This window comes from Enterococcus sp. AZ167, from assembly GCF_051714025.1.
Lineage (GTDB): Bacteria > Bacillota > Bacilli > Lactobacillales > Enterococcaceae > Enterococcus_D > Enterococcus_D casseliflavus.
Window position 1 is genome coordinate 593,391 of sequence record NZ_JBIORB010000001.1, and the last position, 17,175, is coordinate 610,565.

Here is a 17,175-nt window from a genome sequence, read left to right on the forward strand (position 1 = left end):
GATGCTCAGATGACACAAGAATGTGAGGAGTTGAGTGAAAGCCGTAAAAGATTTCTCTATAGAAGGCAATCCAGTTTTTTTGGTACAAACTTTTTTAAACACTGGCAAGGCTGAAAAAATGCATTTTCTAATCCACATTTTATGAAGATATTTTTTAGGACAGCTCTCTTAGTTTTTGTGCAAGAAACAGCATCAAATCAAATTACACAAAGTGTCAGTCTGGGGAGGAAGGGTTCTTGTGAAATCTGACACAGAGTTGACACATAGGATTTGTATGAAAGAATTCATTCCGATTTGTAAACAAAAAAACAAGCCGTAAAGGCTTGTTTTTTTAGGCAAAGTAATTGATGCCCATTGCATTTTTGACTTCAGCTAACGTTTGGGCGGCAACTTGTTCTGCTTTTTCACTACCAAGTTTTAATAAGTTCATCACTTCACCGGGATCTTTTGCAAAAGCTTCACGGCGTTCACGAATCGGTGCAAATTCGGCTTCTAAAACATCGATCAAATAACGTTTGATTTTGACATCGCCTAATCCACCCCGAGTGTAATGTTCTTTTAATTCAGCAATTTTTTCTTTTTCAGTGCCAAATACATCAAGATACGTAAAGACCATATTGCCTTCAACTTGTCCAGGATCGTTGACATGAATGTGATTTGGGTCCGTATACATGCTCATCACTTTCTTTTGTAATACATCGGCTGGATCAGCTAAGTAAATACCATTGTTCAGTGATTTGCTCATTTTCCCGTTCCCATCGATTCCCGCTAAACGTCCCATGCCTTTTGGCGGTAAAACCGCTTTTGGTTCGACTAATACTTCACTATACGTAGAATTAAAACTATGCACGATTTCTTGCGTTTGTTCCAGCATTGGTTTTTGATCTTCTCCAACGGGGACTAAATTTGCTTTAAAAGCGGTGATATCCGCTGCTTGAGAGACAGGGTAGATGAAGAACCCTGAAGGTACGCCTTCGCCAAATTTTTTTTGTTCAATTTCGGCTTTAACGGTTGGATTTCGTCGTACTCGAGCAACACTGACTAGATTGAGATAATACATCGTCAATTCAGAGAGCTGAGGGATTTGCGATTGAATAAACATCGTTGTTTTTGCTGGATCCAATCCAACGGCTAAATAATCCAAAGCAACTTCTAGAATATTCGCTGAGACCTTCTCAGGTGTTTTCGCGTTATCTGTTAGTGCCTGCATGTCAGCGACCATAATATAAAGCTGATTTTCAGGGTCAGCTTGCATTTCGACCCGTTTTTTTAAAGACCCCACATAATGGCCAAGATGCAATTTGCCAGTTGGGCGGTCGCCAGTTAAAATCGTATTCACTTTTATTCCACCTTTTCCTTTGTTATATGGTTTATCTTACCTTTTTTTAGCAAAAGAAACAACCGGTTCTCCTTGTGATCTGATGGGGTGAGAAAAATTTTCATGGACAAAAACCTCACATCAAAGTAAAATAGCACTTGTCTTTTCAGAAATAAGGGGGGAACATTGGAAAAGCACCTTTACAAATGAAAAAAGATTGAGCTATAATATGAATCAAATCTTTCCAATTACTCATTTAATTTTAAAAAAAGCTAGGAGTGTGAATCAATGGCAATGATCGAATTTAAGAACGTAGAGAAATATTACGGAAAGTTCCATGCATTAAAAAACATCAACCTTGAATTTGAAAAAGGTGAGGTCGTTGTTGTTATCGGACCTTCAGGATCTGGTAAAAGTACAATGCTCCGTACGATTAATGGTCTAGAAACCATTTCAGGTGGTCAATTATTGGTCAATGGCAAGAACTTGTTTGACAAAGATGTCAAAATGACAGAAATTAGAAAAAACATCGGCATGGTGTTTCAACATTTCAATTTGTATCCAAATAAAACCGTGTTAGAAAACATTACGTTGGCACCGATCAAAGTATTAAAACAAAATGAGCAAGAAGCCATCAATTTGGCGGAAAAGCTTCTTGATCGGGTAGGGATGTTAGATAAAAAGGATTCCTATCCTTCCATGTTATCTGGCGGACAACAGCAGCGGGTCGCAATTGCCAGAGGGCTTGCGATGAAACCAGAAATGCTGCTTTTTGATGAGCCAACGTCAGCATTGGATCCAGAAATGATTGGTGATGTCTTGGATGTCATGAAAAAAATTGCCAGTGAAGGCATGTCCATGATCGTTGTTACCCATGAAATGAGCTTTGCCCGTGAAGTAGCAGATCGAATCGTTTTTATGGCGGAAGGACAAGTCCTAGAGGATCGGCGCGATGTCGATGGATTCTTTGATGCACCAAGAGACGAACGTGCAAAACAATTCTTGAGCAAAGTCAGCAATCATTAAGCAATAGGAGGAACCCTTATGAGAAAGAAAATATTTTCCTTTCTAGTCTTAGCCTTTGCCCTTGTGACTTTCTCAGGTTGTAAAGGACAAAGTGCCGCAGAGATCGATATTTTAGAAAACAGCAAAGAGACGAATCAGATCGTTTGGGGCGTAAAAAACGATACCCGTCTTTTTGGATTAATGGATATCGCAACCAGAGAAGTACGAGGATTCGATATTGATATCGCTCGTGCAATCACTGAGAAAATTTTAGGTCGTGATGGCAATGCCATCTTTGTTGAAGTAACCTCAAAAACTCGGATTCCTCTTTTGAAAAACGGCAACATCGATGCAATCATCGCCACGATGACTATCACGGAAGAACGTAAAAAACAGGTCGATTTTTCCGATGTCTACTTTGATGCAGGCCAATCGTTATTAGTTGCCAAAGACAGCCCTATTCAAGGGATTGAAGATTTGACCGCAGATACCACTGTATTGGTCGTGAAAGGCTCTACTTCCGCTGTGAACATTCGTGAAGCAGCACCAGAAGCGCAAATTTTGGAACTTGAGAATTATGCGGAAGCCTTTACCGCTTTACAATCTGGTCAAGGGGATGCTATGACCACGGATAATGCGATCTTATTAGGGATGGCGAGTGAAAATCCCAATTACCATTTAGTTGGCGAAACTTTTACAGAAGAACCTTATGGTATTGCTATCAATAAAGGACAAAAGCCGTTTCTTGATGCAGTGAATCAAGCGTTGCGGGAAATGCGTGAAGATGGAACCTATGATGAGATTTACAACAAGTGGTTCCCTGAAGACGAATCAGGAAAAGTAGAGTAGGAGGAAACTGAATGGTTGAATTATTTCAAACGTATACCGGTCAGTTTATTGAAGGCTTTAAATACACAGTCATGGCGAGTTTGATCGCACTGTTTTTTAGTCTTTTGATCGGAACCTTAATGGCAATTTTTCAGTTGTCAGACAATCGCCTCATCAAAGGGATTGCCAAAGCGTATGTTGAGTTTTTTAGAAATATTCCCTTATTGATCATCGTGATGTTCTTTTATGTCGTTGTGCCAATGTATTGGGTTTCTTTTGACGGCTTTCAAGCAGGAACGATCGGCTTAACGATCTATACTTCGGCATTTATCGCTGAGACGATCCGTTCAGGAATTCAAACGGTCCCTAAAGGCCAGATGGAAGCTTCCTTGTCTTCTGGTTTTACTTACAGCCAAGCGATGCGCTACATTATTTTGCCTCAAGCATTTAAGATCGTCGTACCGCCGTTAGGCAATCAATTTATCAATCTTGTCAAAAATTCATCAATTTTGGCGATGGTTGCAGGATTAGATATTATGTATCAAGGCGATTTGATCGCAAGTGAGACCTTCAATACATTTGATACGTATATCATTGTTGGTCTTTTCTATTTGATCATTACCCTACCATTGTCTTATTTGATGGTTTACTTGGAACGGCGTTGGGCTGTCCGCTCATAGAAAGGAGCTAACGAACTATGGACTTTTTTGAAGCTTTTTCAGCGATTAACATTCGCTTCTTGATCGATGGCTTGCGGGTAACAGTTGAAGTGTCGATCCTATCGATTTTATTTAGCTTTATTATCGGAGGGATCGCCGGCATTTTGCGCTTCAGCTCGATCCCAGTCTTTTCTAAAGTATTAGGTGTCGTGATCGATGTTATTCGTAACTTGCCTTTGCTCTTGATCATCTTTTTCACTTACTTTGCATTGCCGCAGATCGGTATCCGCTTTAATATTTTTTGGTCAGCGGTTGTAGCGTTGACGATTTTTGAATCAGCGATGCTTTCTGAAATCTTTCGTGCTGGTTTGAATTCTGTGCCAAAAGGACAGATGGAGGCTGGTTTATCTACAGGGCTAAGCTATGTCGAAGTATTGCGGAGCATCGTCGTGCCGCAGGCATTTAAAGCGATGCTGCCAGCGATCGTCAGTCAGTTGATCTCTTTGATCAAAGATACGTCATTAGCTGTGATTATTTCTTTACCAGAGCTGACTCATCATGCTCGAATCATTTATGGCCAAAATACAAACTATGTTTTGCCTATGTTTTTGGCAATGACTGTTTTATACTTTTTGGTTTGTTATGCCTTGTCATTGCTTTCTGGCTTTTTGGAAAAACGTCAGTACGATTACTAAAAAGAATAATCAACAAAAACATCCCCACGATCGGTCTTTTACCCATGCAAGTGCAACTTGTGGGGTGTAAGCCAATCGTGGGGGCTTTTTTCTTTTTGACCGTTTCGTGCTTTTTGGGAATGCTTTTTTAGCAAACGAAAGGAATACTTGAAAAATAGTCAAAAAAAGTCCAAAATGAATAAGAGAGAAAAATGCACCAAACTCTTTCTTTCATGTAAAGGATGGAAACTATGACAAACAACAGACCAATTGGTTTTATCGATTCTGGTGTTGGTGGGTTGACGGTCGTCAAAGAAGCAATCAAGCAATTACCCAACGAATCGATTCTTTATCTGGGAGATACAGCCAGATGCCCGTATGGTCCGAGACCTGCTGAGCAAGTCATCGAGTATACGTGGCAAATGACCCGTTTTTTATTAGAAAAAAATATTAAAATGTTGGTGATCGCTTGTAATACAGCGACAGCGGTCGCCCTTGAAGAAATCAAAGAACAACTAACGATCCCAGTGATCGGCGTGATCCTGCCTGGCAGTCGAGCAGCAGTCAAAGCAAGCAAAAACCAACGAATCGGTGTCATCGGGACAAACGGAACGATCAAAAGTGACTCTTACAAGCGCGCGCTTCATGGCAAAGCGCCCCATGCGTCCGTCGTCAGTTTGGCTTGCCCGAAGTTTGTGCCGATCGTAGAAAGCAAACAATACCATAGCTCGGTCGCCAAGAAAATCGTGGCAGAAACGTTGCGTCCATTGAAAAACAAACGGCTAGATACAGTGATTTTGGGTTGTACCCATTATCCTTTATTGCGTCCTTTGATCCAAAATGAATTGGGCGCTCATATCCAGCTGATTGATTCAGGGGCAGAAACGGTGGGGGAAGTCAGTACCTTGTTGGACTATTTTTCCATTGCTGCAACGAGTCAGGACGATCCGCATCCGCAACATGCATTTTTTACTACTGGTTCACCGAAAATGTTTGATGAGATTGCCAATGATTGGCTTGATTTAGACACGATCTCATCGATTCACACTGATTTAGGAGGCTTTTAAATGCGACATGATGGCAGAAAAGAAACAATGTTAAGACCAGTTAAAATTCAAACCAACGTCTACAAACACCCCGAAGGATCGGTTGTGATCTCTTTTGGTGACACAACCGTGATCTGTTCGGCAACGATTGAAGAGCGGGTCCCTCCGTTTTTACGAGATACGGGAAAAGGCTGGGTCACAGCCGAATACAGTATGCTCCCACGAGCGACCAACACTCGTAATCGTCGAGAAAGTGCCAAAGGCAAGCTTTCTGGTCGGACGATGGAGATCCAACGGCTGATCGCTCGTTCCTTGCGGGCAGTAGTCGATTTAGAAAAATTAGGGGAGCGCAGTATCGTGGTCGATTGTGATGTCGTTCAAGCAGATGGCGGTACCCGAACAGCTAGTATTACCGGCGCATTTGTCGCGTTGCGTTTAGCTATCGATACCTTGTTGCGTGACAAAGCGTTGACGGAAGATCCAATCAAGGAGCATTTGGCAGCAATTAGTGTCGGGATCTTACCAGATGGCACCTGTGTGACCGATCTCGATTATCAAGAAGATTCTTCAGCTGCTGTTGACATGAATTTGGTGATGACGGAATCTGGTCGATTTGTCGAATTGCAAGGAACTGGGGAAGAAGCGACCTTTGATGGTCAGCAGTTGAATGAGATGCTGATCTACGGAAAAACAGCTATCGAAGAATTGATCGCCTATCAAAAAGAGGCACTGTTTTTACCAGATGAACCCCCTTATGAGATTCCCGAAAAAACGATCGTCATTGCTACAGGCAATCCAGGAAAAGCCAAGGAATTTAAAGCCGTATTTGGCGCAGCAGGTTACGATGTCCGTACCTTAAAAGACTATCCTTCCTTACCAGATGTTGAAGAAACCGGCACCACCTTTGAAGAAAATGCCCGCCTTAAAGCGGAAACCATCGCCAGAATTTTGGGAAGACCGGTGTTAGCTGATGACTCAGGACTGAAAGTCGATGCACTAGGGGGACGACCAGGGGTGTACTCTGCTCGATTTGCTGGTGAGCAAAAAAGTGACGCTGCCAATAATGCAAAATTGCTCTATGAATTGACGGATGTCGAAGATGACAAACGCAGTGCCCAATTTCACTGTACGTTAGTTTTCGCAGCACCAGGAAAAGAGAGTTTGGTGGTTGAAGCTCAATGGCCGGGGAGAATCGGCCGCATCCCTCGTGGAGAAAATGGGTTCGGCTACGATCCATTGTTTATTCCTGATGGTTCAGAGCAAAGTGCAGCCCAAATGAGTCAAGAAGAGAAGAACCGAGTGAGCCACCGTGGTCTAGCAATCAAAAAACTGCAGGAACAGTGGCGGGAGTGGTTAGAAGGAGAAAATGTATGAAATACTTAGTTGTCAGTGACAATCATTCAGATCGTGAGATTCTTGTTGATCTTAAAAATGAATTCGAAAATCAAGTCGATTTGTTCCTTCACTGTGGGGATTCAGAACTTCCTGAAACGGATCCTTTATGGGAAACATTCCAAGTCGTTTGTGGCAATTGCGATTACGGTGGTGGTTTTCCGAATGAACGTATCGTTAAAACGCCACTGGATACCATCTATATGACCCATGGCCATTTGGCGGATGTTCGTTTTGGCGTAACCAAATTAGGCTTAAAAGCGCAACAAGCAGATGCTTCGATCGCTTTGTTTGGTCATACGCATCAAATTGCTTGTGAGAAAGTCGGGAATCGACTTTTCTTGAATCCTGGCAGTATTTCTCAACCGCGAGGGCAAATCCAAATCAAAAGTTTTGCGATTATTGAAAGTACACCAGAACAATGGGCAATCCAATACTATGATCGTTCCTTTCATAAAGTCCCAGAGCTAGCTTTCGTTTTCACACGTTAAGTAAGCGGAATCAAAAAGTAAAAATTTCATTATAATTTTGCAGGTTTCTACTTTCTATTCTCATTTTCAAGTAAAATAGAAGAGTAGCTGTGAAATGGAGGCAATTAGATTGATAGGACAGACCGTAGAAAAAATATTACTCGAGAATCAAGAAAATTTCTTGGTGCCGGCAGAGAATGTGGCATCGGTATTTTATAACCACCCTTTGAGTCACGCATTGCTTGTTTTATCAAAAGTGGGCTATTCAAAGATCCCAGTACTAGATAGTGAGGACCATTTAGTCGGCTTAATCAGCCTCTCAAACATCGTAGAACGAATGATGGATCTCACTGGCTTCAGTATGGAAAATATTGAAGGGCTGGCTGTGGCAGATGTCATGGAAGTCAATGTGAATTGCATCAAAGAAAACGATGAGTTGGAAAGTATGCTGCATCTGTTAGTGGATCAAGCATTCTTGCCGATCGTTGATGATGACAATGTCTTTGTTGGGATTATCACCCGCAAAGAGATTTTAAAATCCGTCAATCATTTGGCGCATGAAATCGAAAGACGCTATTTGCTGATTTCGAAAGAAGATGCCCCAAAGATGACAGATGAACTGCATGTGGTATAGAAAAAAGGTTATCCCAGTTTCGGGATAACCTTTTTTTAAATACCGACGATCGGCGCATTGGGGATCGTATAGCCTTTGGCAGTTAATGCATCAATCGATGCGGCCAAAAATTCCTCTTTGATTTTCCATTGCGTACCGTTGGTCACATACATGGTCGTGCGAATTGCAAAGTTGTTGTTTCCTAGATCCACCAGACCGAAGACCGTAGGGGCCGTTTGAATCTCTTCTTCGTGCTGCTGAGCAATCTGTTCATTGACTTCTTCAATGATGGCACGTATTTCATCTAAGCCTTCAGATGGTAGGATACGTACGTCTACCACGACTTGCATATTGGCTCTTGATGTATTACTGATGGTTGTGATGTTACGATTTGGGATATAATGAACGGTTCCATCAACGGATTTTAATTGAACAGTCCGAATACCGACGGCCGTCACCGTACCCTCAAGCGTCAGATTGGTCAAGCGGACGTAATCACCAACGTTGATTTGTTGTTCGGTAATAATAAAGAAGCCAGTAATCAAGTCATTCATAAAGCCTTGGGCACCGAGACCGAGGGCGACACCGACGACTCCGGCACCGGCTAGTAGCGAGCCTACAGGTACGCCGATGGTTGAAAGGAGTGCATAGACAAAAAAGAAGCCTAATGTGTAATGAACCGTATTGCGGATCAGGGTATGGATCGTGTTGATTCGACTCACATTGAAGGTGGCTTTTTTTTCATAGGACCGATAGATCCGGTCAATGATCATGTTGCTTATTTTTAATAAAATTCCGAATAAGATACACAAAAAAAGCAGCATCAGTGCTTTTTGGATCAGTAGGCCAATGATCGATTCCCAGTCGATCGATGCCCACCATTTTTGTAATGCATTGAGCTGAGCAGCTGCTGGTTCGGTAATGCTGGAACCACTTGAATCGGTCGTGCTAGCTGCAATTAGCAGTTGTTTCATAAAATCCCTCCAAGTCTTACTGCATCTATTTTAACGAAGATAAAATAGAAATGCAAAGGAGGTTTTCTGAAATATCTGTTTTTTTCAGAAAAAGCCTGCTTAGCCAACGGAGAGGCAAATAGCAGACTTTTCTATGACAATCATTGATTAAGATAAATGAACGCCTTTATCAACGAAAATCACTTCGCCGATAATCCCGCTTGATAATGGACTGATCAAGAAGGCACAAGTATTGCCCACTTCTTCAATCGTCACACCAATATGATCAGGTGTTCGATCCTCTGACAATTGGATCAGTTTTTGATAGTCTTTTACACCAGTTACTGCCAGCGTCTTGATGGCACCAGCTGAAATCGCATTGACGCGGATTTTTTGCGGTGAAAGTTCGGCAGCTAAATAGCGAACGCTTGATTCTAAAGCGGCTTTTGCAATCCCCATCATATTGTAGTTCGGTACTGCCCGTTCGGCACCTAAGTAGGAAAGGGTAACGATTCCAGCATTTTCAGCTAAGATTGGTTTGGCATATTTGGTGACGGCAATCAATGAATAACTGCTGATGTCTTGCGCCAAAGCATAACCGTCACGAGAAATATTTAAAATATCGCCAGATAGATCTTCTTTATTGGCATAAGCAACGGCATGGACAACACCGTGGATCTCACCTGCATATTCTTTGATCGTTTCAAAGGCGGAAGCAATGCTTTCGTCATTGGCGACGTCACATTCCACTACAAATTCATCAGATTCCAATAAGCGCTCTAAAGGCTTTTTCATGCGGTCGTTTTGATACGTGTAGATCACTTCGGCTCCTTGTGCTTTTAATGCTTGTGCACAGCCCCAAGCGATACTGCGTTTGTTAGCAACGCCCATGACGACAACTTTTTTACCGGTTAAAAAACTCATAATTCCACTCCTTAATAAATTCAACAATAATAAAATACGTATAATGACAAATAGTAAATCAAACTATCTTGATTTCTAATTATTAAGCATAATTGTTTGATTGTCAAACTATTTTTTTCTTAATAAATATTTAGTTGCGAATTTCGCTGAACTATGATACTTTGATAATCAAACTATAATAAATTCTTAAGCAAGGAAGGGAAACCATGAAAAAACTATTGACTGAAACAGAAGTCATGGATTTGATTCCAAATCGCTACCCAATTATATATATTGATTACGTCGATGAAATCGAGTCTGGCAAAAAGATTATCGCAACGAAAAATGTCACCATCAACGAAGACTTTTTCCAAGGACATTTCCCAGGAAATCCAGTAATGCCAGGTGCCTTGATTTTAGAAACATTGGCACAAGCAGGATCGATCCTGATCTTGAAATCCGAGGAATTCCAAGGTAGAACGGCGTATATCGGCGGCATCAACAAAGCCAAATTCCGTCAAAAAGTTGTTCCGGGAGATACCATGAAACTTGTTTTCGAGATCACTAAAATCAAAGGCTCTGTAGGAACTGCTGATGCGGTCGCTACAGTGGACGGCAAAAAAGCTGCGGAATGCGAATTCACCTTTATCGTTGGCGACCAAAAATAAAAGAAAACCGCTGAAATTCCCGATTAACGGAGACTTCAGCGGTTTTTTATTTATTCTTTGGCTTCTTGCAAGACCTTGATCGTTTCGATCTTCACTGGCTCAACCGGTTGAGAATTCTCACCATTGCCAGAGTCTTGGGTTTCTGCTTGCGCAATTTTATCTACGACATCCATGCCTTCGATCACTTGACCAAATACGGTATAGCTACCGTCCAATCGTGGTGTTCCACCATTTTTGTAGGCTTCGATGATTTTTTCAGGATAGTGTTGGATCGCTAGACCGTCAGATACATCCTGATCATTTTGAACGATGTAGAATTGACTGCCTTGGCTGTTTGGCGCACTTGATTTTGCCATTGCTAATGCGCCTCGCAAGTGATAAAGCTGGTTGGAGTATTCTTCGCCGAATCCTTCGCCCCAAATGCTTTCTCCGCCAGTGCCATCACCATTAGGGTCGCCCCCTTGGATCATAAACTCTTCTACGACACGATGGAAAGTCAAGCCGTCATAATACCCATCTTTGGCATGGGTCAAAAAGTTTTCGACTGCTTTGGGCGCGATCTCTGGGAAAAGTTTGATTTTGATCGAGCCTTCTTCCGTTACCATTTCAACTAAAGCTTCATTCTCTTGCACATCCGTTGATAATTGCGGCAATTCCAGGGCATTCAAGTCAACAGATTCTGAGGTTGACGTGCTTTCTGCCGAATTGCTTGATGAGGGATCGGTGGTACTTGAACCTGTACAAGCAGCTAATAATAAAAGGCTAGCAGCTGCTGTCAGTGTGAATAGGATTTTTTTCATTCTTTCATTCCTTCCAGTTTTCTTAATGATAATCATAACAAAAAAGAGACATAGAAGAAAGCGCAGATTTTGTGGAATGAGAAAGAAACAGACGGAAAGGTGTAGACCACTTTTTAGATGTTTGCTATAATGAAAGAGGATTCATTATAATAAACGGATAGAATTTACAGGAGGTTTTTTTGATGGGAAAATTAGGGATATCGATTTATCCAGAGCGCTCAACGTTTGAAAAGGACAAAGCGTATCTAGACTTGGCACACAAATACGGCTTTAAACGGGTATTTACCAGTTTGCTGCAAATCAACGATGACAAAGAAAAAGTCTTGGCAGACTTTAAGCAAGTCGTGGATTATGCCAATCAGTTAGGAATGGAAGTCATGGTAGATATCAATCCTGGTTTATTCGAACAGTTAGGTATTTCTTATGATGATTTATCCTTCTTTGATGAGATGGGGGCTTACGGTGTTCGGTTAGATATTGGTTTCACTGGTTCAGAAGAAGCCAAAATGACCCGTAATCCTTACGGGATCAAAATCGAAATCAATATGAGCAGCGGCACGAGCTACGTGGATAACATCATGAGTTATTCACCTAATACTGAAAATTTACTCGGTTCGCATAACTTCTATCCTCATCGCTATTCAGGGTTAGGCTATGACCATTTTGTTTTTTGTTCGGAAAAATTCCGCAAATACAATTTAAACACGATGGCTTTCGTGAATTCTCACGAAGCTGATTTCGGTCCATGGCCAACACAAGATGGTTTATGCTCTTTGGAAGACCATCGTGATCTGCCACTAGCTACACAAGTCAAACATTTAGTGTTGACTGGTTTGATCGATGATATCTCTATTGGCAATGCCTATGCTTCAGAAGCAGAATTGGCAGCAATGGCTGAAGCGTTTCATGCTGATTATCCGACATTAAGAGTCGATGTCGTTGACGGAATCACTGAAGATGAACGAATTTGTCTCTTCGATAATCTGCACAGCTATCGAGGAGATCGCTCAGAGTACATCTTGCGTTCAACGATGACGCGGATCTATTATAAAGACAAGGAATTTCCACCTCATGATACCCGTGATATGGTAAGAGGGGATGTCTTGATCGATAATGCTGGCTATGGACAATACAAAGGTGAGACGCAAATCGCCTTGAAAGCAATGAAAAATGACGGTCGTGTCAATGTAGTTGGTAAGATCGCTGATGAGGAACTATTCTTATTAGAATTTTTGAAACCTTGGTCAAGTTTTAAATTGGTCGAAAATAACTAATTATCACGAAAAATCAACCATTGCCAACAAAGCGTGTTGGCAATGGTTTTCTTTTTGGGCGCTTGCAATTGACAAACACGAGCAAAAAACGGTAATTTATGTAGTGGGTTCTTTCCATGAAGAACGATGAAACCATAATAATATTATGTAAACTATATAACAAGAGGACGTGACAAGTGTGAAATTGCGCTGGAAGATTGCCATCGGAGTGGCTGTATTAGCAATTGCAGGATTAGGGTATGCAGGAAACTATTTTTACGATTATGCGGTGGTTCCTTCAGAAAAAGATTTTTTGGAAGGAGATACCCCTGGTACGGATGAAAATCAGACAGGAAATGAATCGCAAAATTGGTTTACAGATCCCGCAAATCGTGAGATGTGGCAGCTGACATCTGAAGATGATTTAAAATTATCCGCCATTTATCTACCGGCGGAGGAGAAGAATCGAGGAAAAACGGCGATCATCGCGCATGGCTACATGGGGAATGCAGAAACGATGGCGGACTATGCTAAGATGTATCATGATTTAGGCTATAATGTCTTGGTTCCAGACGCTCGAGGGCATGGTCAAAGCGAAGGAGATTATATTGGTTTTGGGTGGCACGAACGTAAGGATTATCTGCAATGGATCGATGAAGTACTCGCAAAAAATGGTCCTGAAGAAACGATCACTTTGTATGGCATCAGTATGGGGGCTGCCACGGTAATGATGACCAGTGGGGAAGACTTGCCGAAAAATGTCACTTCTATCATTGAAGATTGTGGGTATACCAACGTCAATGAAGAATTGGGTTATCAACTCGATCAATTGTTTGGTCTACCTGCCTTTCCATTGATGAATGTCACTAGCCTTGTCACAAAAATCCGAGCGGGGTATTTCTTTGGTGAAGCAGATGCAGTCAAACAACTGCAAAAGAATACGCGTCCAATCTTTTTTATCCATGGCGATGCGGATACGTTTGTTCCTTATTCGATGCTGGAAATTTTGTATAACGCGACCGATGCACCAAAAGAAAAGTGGGTTGTTTCAGGTGCCGAGCATGCGAAAAGCTACAAAACAGATCCAGACCTTTATAAAGAAAAAATTGCAGCTTTTTTGGACAAATACGATCACCCAGCAAGTGAATAAAAAAGTGCCGGTTCAAAAAAAGAACCGGCACTTTTTGCTTGACCCTTGGCTTATAAACGAGCAAATTCTTCTAGCAAACGAATCATTTGGCAAGTAAAGCCATATTCATTATCATACCAAGCGACGGTTTTCACCAGTTGGAAATCGCCAGCCGTGGTTACTTCTGTTTGTGTCGGATCAAAGATAGAACCTTGAGTGGTACCAATCACATCTCCAGAGACGATCTCACGGTCATCGTAACCGAATGACGGATTATCGACGGTGTGTTTTCTGATCGCTTCATTGACTTCATCGGCGGTTACTTTGGTTTTCAAAATTGAGACTAATTCTGTTAAAGAACCATCGACGACAGGAACCCGTTGGGCGTGTCCTTGTAATTTGCCATTTAATTCTGGGATAACTAGACCGATCGCTTTAGCAGCACCCGTCGAGTGAGGGATCGTGTTATCTGCAGCGGACCGAGCGGCTCTTAAGTTTCCGCCTTTTACCGGACCATCCAATAGCATTTGTGTAGAAGTATAGGCATGTACCGTCGTCATCGTACCAACTTCGATCCCGAATTCCTCATTTAAGAAGTAGGCCATCGGAGCTAAGCAGTTGGTCGTACAAGAACCTGCGGATATGATAGTATCCTCTGGTGTTAACGTGTCGGAGTTGACATTGTAAACGATCGTTTTCATATTACCAGCTGGTGCGGAGATAACGACTCGTTTGACACCCGCATCAAGATGGGCTTGTGCTTTTTCTGCGGAAGTGTAAAAACCCGTGCATTCTAAAACGATATCGACGCCATTTTCTTTTGCCCAAGGGATTTTGCTTGCGTCTGGTTCAGCGTACACACGGGTCTCTTTGCCATCGACAACGATAGCATTATCCGTTGCAGTAACAGTTCCAGGGTACGTGCCGTGGGTCGAGTCAAATTGCAATAAGTGTGCTAACATGACTGGACTCGTTAAATCATTGATTGCCACAACTTCAATATCGGCAGAAACTTCTTTGATCCTACGAAAAGCCAAACGTCCAATTCGTCCAAAACCATTGATTCCAACTTTTACTGTCATTTCTTGTCTCCTCCTTTGATTGTGTCTGGTACACTTAAAAGTTTGCTACGATTTCAAGTGACTGTCAAAGAATAACCCTTAAGAATTCGCGATTTCTTACGGAAACCCATGAGAAAAGATAGACAAAAGACGTTTCGGTCGTTACAATAAAATAGACTTTCTTATTAGAGAAATAGTAACCACTTAAGGTGAGATAACTGATAATCAAAAAGTATAGAAGGTAGTAAAAAAAGAATGGAGGACAAATAATGTCCATGTTTTTAGATCAAGTGACAATCGATGTCAAAGCAGGAAAAGGCGGCGACGGAATGGTTGCTTTTCGCCGAGAGAAATATGTCCCAGACGGCGGACCCGCAGGTGGTGACGGTGGACGTGGTGGTGATGTCATTTTAGTCGTAGACGAGGGTCTGCGTACATTAATGGATTTCCGTTTTAATCGTCATTTTAAAGCGCAACCCGGGGAAAACGGCATGAGTAAAGGAATGCACGGTCGTGGCTCAGATGATACCTACATCAAAGTACCACAGGGAACGACCGTTCGTGACGCTGAAACAGGTGCCTTATTAGGTGATTTGATTGAGCAAGGCCAAACATTAGTGATTGCTAAAGGTGGCCGTGGCGGCCGTGGCAACATTCGGTTTGCCTCTCCGAAAAACCCAGCCCCAGAATTAGCTGAGAATGGAGAACCTGGTCAAGAAAGAAAAATCGAGCTCGAATTAAAAGTTTTAGCAGATGTTGGTCTAGTTGGTTTCCCTTCAGTTGGGAAGTCTACATTACTCTCTGTGATTTCCTCTGCTCGACCAAAAATTGGTGCATATCATTTTACCACGCTGGTACCAAATTTAGGTATGGTAACAACTACTGATGGCCGTAGTTTTGCGGTCGCTGATCTGCCTGGTCTGATCGAAGGAGCCTCACAAGGGGTTGGTTTAGGGACTCAGTTTTTACGCCATATCGAACGGACCCGCGTCATTTTACATGTGATCGATATGAGTGGCATGGAAGGACGCGATCCATACGAGGACTATTTGTCCATCAACAATGAATTGTCGACCCATAACTTGCGCTTACTAGAGCGACCACAAATCATCGTTGCCAATAAGATGGATATGCCGGATGCTGAAGAAAACCTAGCCTTTTTCAAAGAGCAGCTGGCAAAAGAAAAAACGGATGAGTTCGCGGATGAACCATTGATTTTCCCAATCTCTGGTGTCACTCGTAAGGGAATCGATGCCTTGTTGAATGCGACAGCGGATCTATTGGAAGTCACCCCTGAGTTTCTTTTATACGATGAAGAAATGGAAGAAGATGTAGTTCATTATGGCTTCCAATCGGATGAACCAGAGTTCTCAATTGATCGCGATCCTGATGCAACTTGGATCTTGAGCGGTGAAAAAATCGAGAAACTATTCCAGATGACGAATTTTGATCATGATGAGACCGTGATGCGTTTTGCTCGTCAGCTGCGTGGTTTAGGTGTCGATGAAGCGTTACGGACGCGCGGTGCCAAAGACGGCGATATCGTTCGGATCGGCAACTTCGAGTTCGAGTTTGTCGAATAATCGTTTAAAAGAACATCATTTGCCTAAAAAATACCTTTTTAGCTGCAGTGTATTTGACTACTGATCATTGATTTTCACTAAGAAATCAATGATTGGTAGTCTTTTTGGTTTCTTTTTTCATTTAAATGATTTATTGTTAAAATAAAGAAGAGAACAAATAAACCAAAGGGAGCGATTTTTATGTCAAAACGTGTCATTGTAATGAATTTTGATGCCAGTGCCAAAGCGTACCAAGCCTTTTCGGAAGTGAAACGGATGCATATGGAACGGAAGATCAAAGGGGAACAAATGGCAGTTCTTACCCACACCAATGAAGGCGTGCATCAATTTAAAGTCGAGGACTTTCTCGATTTTACTGGGAACAATAAGACATCAACTGGTGGATTGATTGGGATGCTCGTTGGTGTGCTAGGCGGACCTTTAGGAATCATGCTGGGCTGGTTTGGTGGCAGTATGATCGGTGCTACTCGTGATGCAAAAGAGATCCAAAATGCGCAAATGCTTTTTGAACATGTCGGAAACCAAATTGGTGTTGGTGATACGGGGTTATTATTGATCGCAGATGAAGAAGACAATCGTCCTTTGAATCAATTGATCATGAATGAATTAGGCGGTGACATCACGCGCTTTGACTACGATGAAGTGGAAGCAGAGATTGAAACGGCTAAGAAAGTCGAAGAATCCACCAAAGCACGCGTTCAAGAAGACTGGAAAAACTCTCATAACGACGCAGAAGATCGCCAATCTGAGAAATAAAATCCACAAGCTTCAATTGCAACTTGATTTCTTTTCCGCTAAAATTGGAAAGAGATGAAAGGAA

18 protein-coding genes are annotated in these 17,175 nt (G+C 42.0%); 13 read left to right on the forward strand and 5 right to left on the reverse strand.

Features of this window, described 5'->3' with window-relative positions:
• Nucleotides 1-331: 331 nt before the first annotated feature.
• Nucleotides 332-1,339, reverse strand: coding sequence for a tryptophan--tRNA ligase (trpS, locus tag IGJ05_RS02745; protein WP_005236112.1), 1,008 nt, complete (start codon nucleotides 1,337-1,339; stop codon nucleotides 332-334).
• A 267-nt stretch (nucleotides 1,340-1,606) separates the two neighbouring features.
• Between trpS and IGJ05_RS02750 the strand changes: the two genes are divergently transcribed.
• The 8 genes from IGJ05_RS02750 (at nucleotide 1,607) to cbpB (ending at nucleotide 8,026) form a co-directional block, all read left to right on the forward strand.
• On the forward strand, nucleotides 1,607-2,344 hold the full coding sequence (locus tag IGJ05_RS02750) for an amino acid ABC transporter ATP-binding protein (RefSeq protein WP_005226188.1): 738 nt from the start codon (nucleotides 1,607-1,609) through the stop codon (nucleotides 2,342-2,344).
• Between the two features lie 18 nt (nucleotides 2,345-2,362).
• Nucleotides 2,363-3,172 carry a transporter substrate-binding domain-containing protein gene (locus tag IGJ05_RS02755; protein ID WP_005226187.1) on the forward strand — a complete coding sequence of 270 codons (810 nt, stop codon included), beginning with the start codon at nucleotides 2,363-2,365 and terminating at the stop codon, nucleotides 3,170-3,172.
• An 11-nt stretch (nucleotides 3,173-3,183) separates the two neighbouring features.
• On the forward strand, nucleotides 3,184-3,831 hold the full coding sequence (locus tag IGJ05_RS02760; RefSeq protein WP_005226186.1) for an amino acid ABC transporter permease: 648 nt from the start codon (nucleotides 3,184-3,186) through the stop codon (nucleotides 3,829-3,831).
• Between the two features lie 17 nt (nucleotides 3,832-3,848).
• Nucleotides 3,849-4,505 carry an amino acid ABC transporter permease gene (locus IGJ05_RS02765; RefSeq protein ID WP_005226185.1) on the forward strand — a complete coding sequence of 219 codons (657 nt, stop codon included), beginning with the start codon at nucleotides 3,849-3,851 and terminating at the stop codon, nucleotides 4,503-4,505.
• A gap of 230 nt (nucleotides 4,506-4,735) precedes the next feature.
• On the forward strand, nucleotides 4,736-5,551 hold the full coding sequence (gene racE / locus IGJ05_RS02770) for a glutamate racemase (protein ID WP_010748417.1): 816 nt from the start codon (nucleotides 4,736-4,738) through the stop codon (nucleotides 5,549-5,551).
• Nucleotides 5,552-6,904 (forward strand): ribonuclease PH, encoded by a 1,353-nt coding sequence (gene rph / locus IGJ05_RS02775; RefSeq protein ID WP_010748416.1) that lies wholly within the window; start codon nucleotides 5,552-5,554, stop codon nucleotides 6,902-6,904.
• A complete protein-coding gene (locus IGJ05_RS02780) occupies nucleotides 6,901-7,413 on the forward strand; it encodes a metallophosphoesterase (protein WP_005226182.1) in 513 nt (170 codons plus the stop codon). Before rph ends, IGJ05_RS02780 begins: the two co-directional genes overlap by 4 nt.
• Before the next feature lie 109 nt (nucleotides 7,414-7,522).
• Nucleotides 7,523-8,026 carry a cyclic-di-AMP-binding protein CbpB gene (gene cbpB, locus IGJ05_RS02785; RefSeq protein WP_010748415.1) on the forward strand — a complete coding sequence of 168 codons (504 nt, stop codon included), beginning with the start codon at nucleotides 7,523-7,525 and terminating at the stop codon, nucleotides 8,024-8,026.
• 35 nt (nucleotides 8,027-8,061) lie between these two features.
• On the opposite strand, the gene IGJ05_RS02790 is transcribed toward cbpB, so the two are convergent.
• Entirely contained in the window at nucleotides 8,062-8,979 is a 918-nt protein-coding gene (locus IGJ05_RS02790) for a mechanosensitive ion channel family protein (protein ID WP_010748414.1), read from the reverse strand.
• A 147-nt stretch (nucleotides 8,980-9,126) separates the two neighbouring features.
• Nucleotides 9,127-9,882 carry an enoyl-ACP reductase FabI gene (fabI, locus tag IGJ05_RS02795; RefSeq protein WP_005226179.1) on the reverse strand — a complete coding sequence of 252 codons (756 nt, stop codon included), beginning with the start codon at nucleotides 9,880-9,882 and terminating at the stop codon, nucleotides 9,127-9,129.
• Between the two features lie 206 nt (nucleotides 9,883-10,088).
• On the opposite strand from fabI, the gene fabZ reads away from it, so the two are divergent.
• Nucleotides 10,089-10,529, forward strand: coding sequence for a 3-hydroxyacyl-ACP dehydratase FabZ (fabZ, locus tag IGJ05_RS02800; RefSeq protein WP_005226178.1), 441 nt, complete (start codon nucleotides 10,089-10,091; stop codon nucleotides 10,527-10,529).
• A 50-nt stretch (nucleotides 10,530-10,579) separates the two neighbouring features.
• On the opposite strand, the gene IGJ05_RS02805 is transcribed toward fabZ, so the two are convergent.
• Complete coding sequence (locus IGJ05_RS02805) at nucleotides 10,580-11,329, reverse strand: peptidylprolyl isomerase (RefSeq protein WP_010748413.1); 750 nt, start codon at nucleotides 11,327-11,329, stop codon at nucleotides 10,580-10,582.
• 182 nt (nucleotides 11,330-11,511) lie between these two features.
• Here IGJ05_RS02805 and IGJ05_RS02810 point away from each other — a divergent pair, with 182 nt between their 5' ends.
• Together IGJ05_RS02810 and IGJ05_RS02815 are read left to right on the forward strand one after the other, a co-directional pair.
• The gene (locus IGJ05_RS02810) at nucleotides 11,512-12,603 is read left to right on the forward strand and encodes a DUF871 domain-containing protein (protein WP_060791964.1); all 1,092 of its coding nucleotides are present in this window, start codon (nucleotides 11,512-11,514) and stop codon (nucleotides 12,601-12,603) included.
• Between the two features lie 178 nt (nucleotides 12,604-12,781).
• On the forward strand, nucleotides 12,782-13,732 hold the full coding sequence (locus tag IGJ05_RS02815) for an alpha/beta hydrolase (RefSeq protein WP_010748411.1): 951 nt from the start codon (nucleotides 12,782-12,784) through the stop codon (nucleotides 13,730-13,732).
• Nucleotides 13,733-13,782: 50 nt separating this feature from the next.
• On the opposite strand, the gene gap is transcribed toward IGJ05_RS02815, so the two are convergent.
• On the reverse strand, nucleotides 13,783-14,793 hold the full coding sequence (gene gap / locus IGJ05_RS02820) for a type I glyceraldehyde-3-phosphate dehydrogenase (RefSeq protein ID WP_005226174.1): 1,011 nt from the start codon (nucleotides 14,791-14,793) through the stop codon (nucleotides 13,783-13,785).
• Nucleotides 14,794-15,041: 248 nt separating this feature from the next.
• Here gap and obgE point away from each other — a divergent pair, with 248 nt between their 5' ends.
• Together obgE and IGJ05_RS02830 are read left to right on the forward strand one after the other, a co-directional pair.
• A complete protein-coding gene (obgE, locus tag IGJ05_RS02825; protein WP_010748410.1) occupies nucleotides 15,042-16,355 on the forward strand; it encodes a GTPase ObgE in 1,314 nt (437 codons plus the stop codon).
• A gap of 180 nt (nucleotides 16,356-16,535) precedes the next feature.
• The gene (locus tag IGJ05_RS02830) at nucleotides 16,536-17,111 is read left to right on the forward strand and encodes a DUF456 domain-containing protein (RefSeq protein ID WP_010748409.1); all 576 of its coding nucleotides are present in this window, start codon (nucleotides 16,536-16,538) and stop codon (nucleotides 17,109-17,111) included.
• Nucleotides 17,112-17,175 lie beyond the last annotated feature (64 nt).

What these genes read in the sequence shown, in the direction of transcription:
- IGJ05_RS02750 (WP_005226188.1), top strand. Translation starts at nt 1,607, where the DNA reads ATGGCAATGATCGAATTTAAGAACGTAGAGAAATATTACGGAAAGTTC.
- IGJ05_RS02755 (WP_005226187.1), top strand. Translation starts at nt 2,363, where the DNA reads ATGAGAAAGAAAATATTTTCCTTTCTAGTCTTAGCCTTTGCCCTTGTG.
- IGJ05_RS02760 (WP_005226186.1), top strand. Translation starts at nt 3,184, where the DNA reads ATGGTTGAATTATTTCAAACGTATACCGGTCAGTTTATTGAAGGCTTT.
- IGJ05_RS02765 (WP_005226185.1), top strand. Translation starts at nt 3,849, where the DNA reads ATGGACTTTTTTGAAGCTTTTTCAGCGATTAACATTCGCTTCTTGATC.
- racE (WP_010748417.1), top strand. Translation starts at nt 4,736, where the DNA reads ATGACAAACAACAGACCAATTGGTTTTATCGATTCTGGTGTTGGTGGG.
- rph (WP_010748416.1), top strand. Translation starts at nt 5,552, where the DNA reads ATGCGACATGATGGCAGAAAAGAAACAATGTTAAGACCAGTTAAAATT.
- IGJ05_RS02780 (WP_005226182.1), top strand. Translation starts at nt 6,901, where the DNA reads ATGAAATACTTAGTTGTCAGTGACAATCATTCAGATCGTGAGATTCTT.
- IGJ05_RS02790 (WP_010748414.1), bottom strand. Translation starts at nt 8,979, where the DNA reads ATGAAACAACTGCTAATTGCAGCTAGCACGACCGATTCAAGTGGTTCC.
- fabI (WP_005226179.1), bottom strand. Translation starts at nt 9,882, where the DNA reads ATGAGTTTTTTAACCGGTAAAAAAGTTGTCGTCATGGGCGTTGCTAAC.
- fabZ (WP_005226178.1), top strand. Translation starts at nt 10,089, where the DNA reads ATGAAAAAACTATTGACTGAAACAGAAGTCATGGATTTGATTCCAAAT.
- IGJ05_RS02805 (WP_010748413.1), bottom strand. Translation starts at nt 11,329, where the DNA reads ATGAAAAAAATCCTATTCACACTGACAGCAGCTGCTAGCCTTTTATTA.
- IGJ05_RS02810 (WP_060791964.1), top strand. Translation starts at nt 11,512, where the DNA reads ATGGGAAAATTAGGGATATCGATTTATCCAGAGCGCTCAACGTTTGAA.
- gap (WP_005226174.1), bottom strand. Translation starts at nt 14,793, where the DNA reads ATGACAGTAAAAGTTGGAATCAATGGTTTTGGACGAATTGGACGTTTG.
- obgE (WP_010748410.1), top strand. Translation starts at nt 15,042, where the DNA reads ATGTCCATGTTTTTAGATCAAGTGACAATCGATGTCAAAGCAGGAAAA.
- IGJ05_RS02830 (WP_010748409.1), top strand. Translation starts at nt 16,536, where the DNA reads ATGTCAAAACGTGTCATTGTAATGAATTTTGATGCCAGTGCCAAAGCG.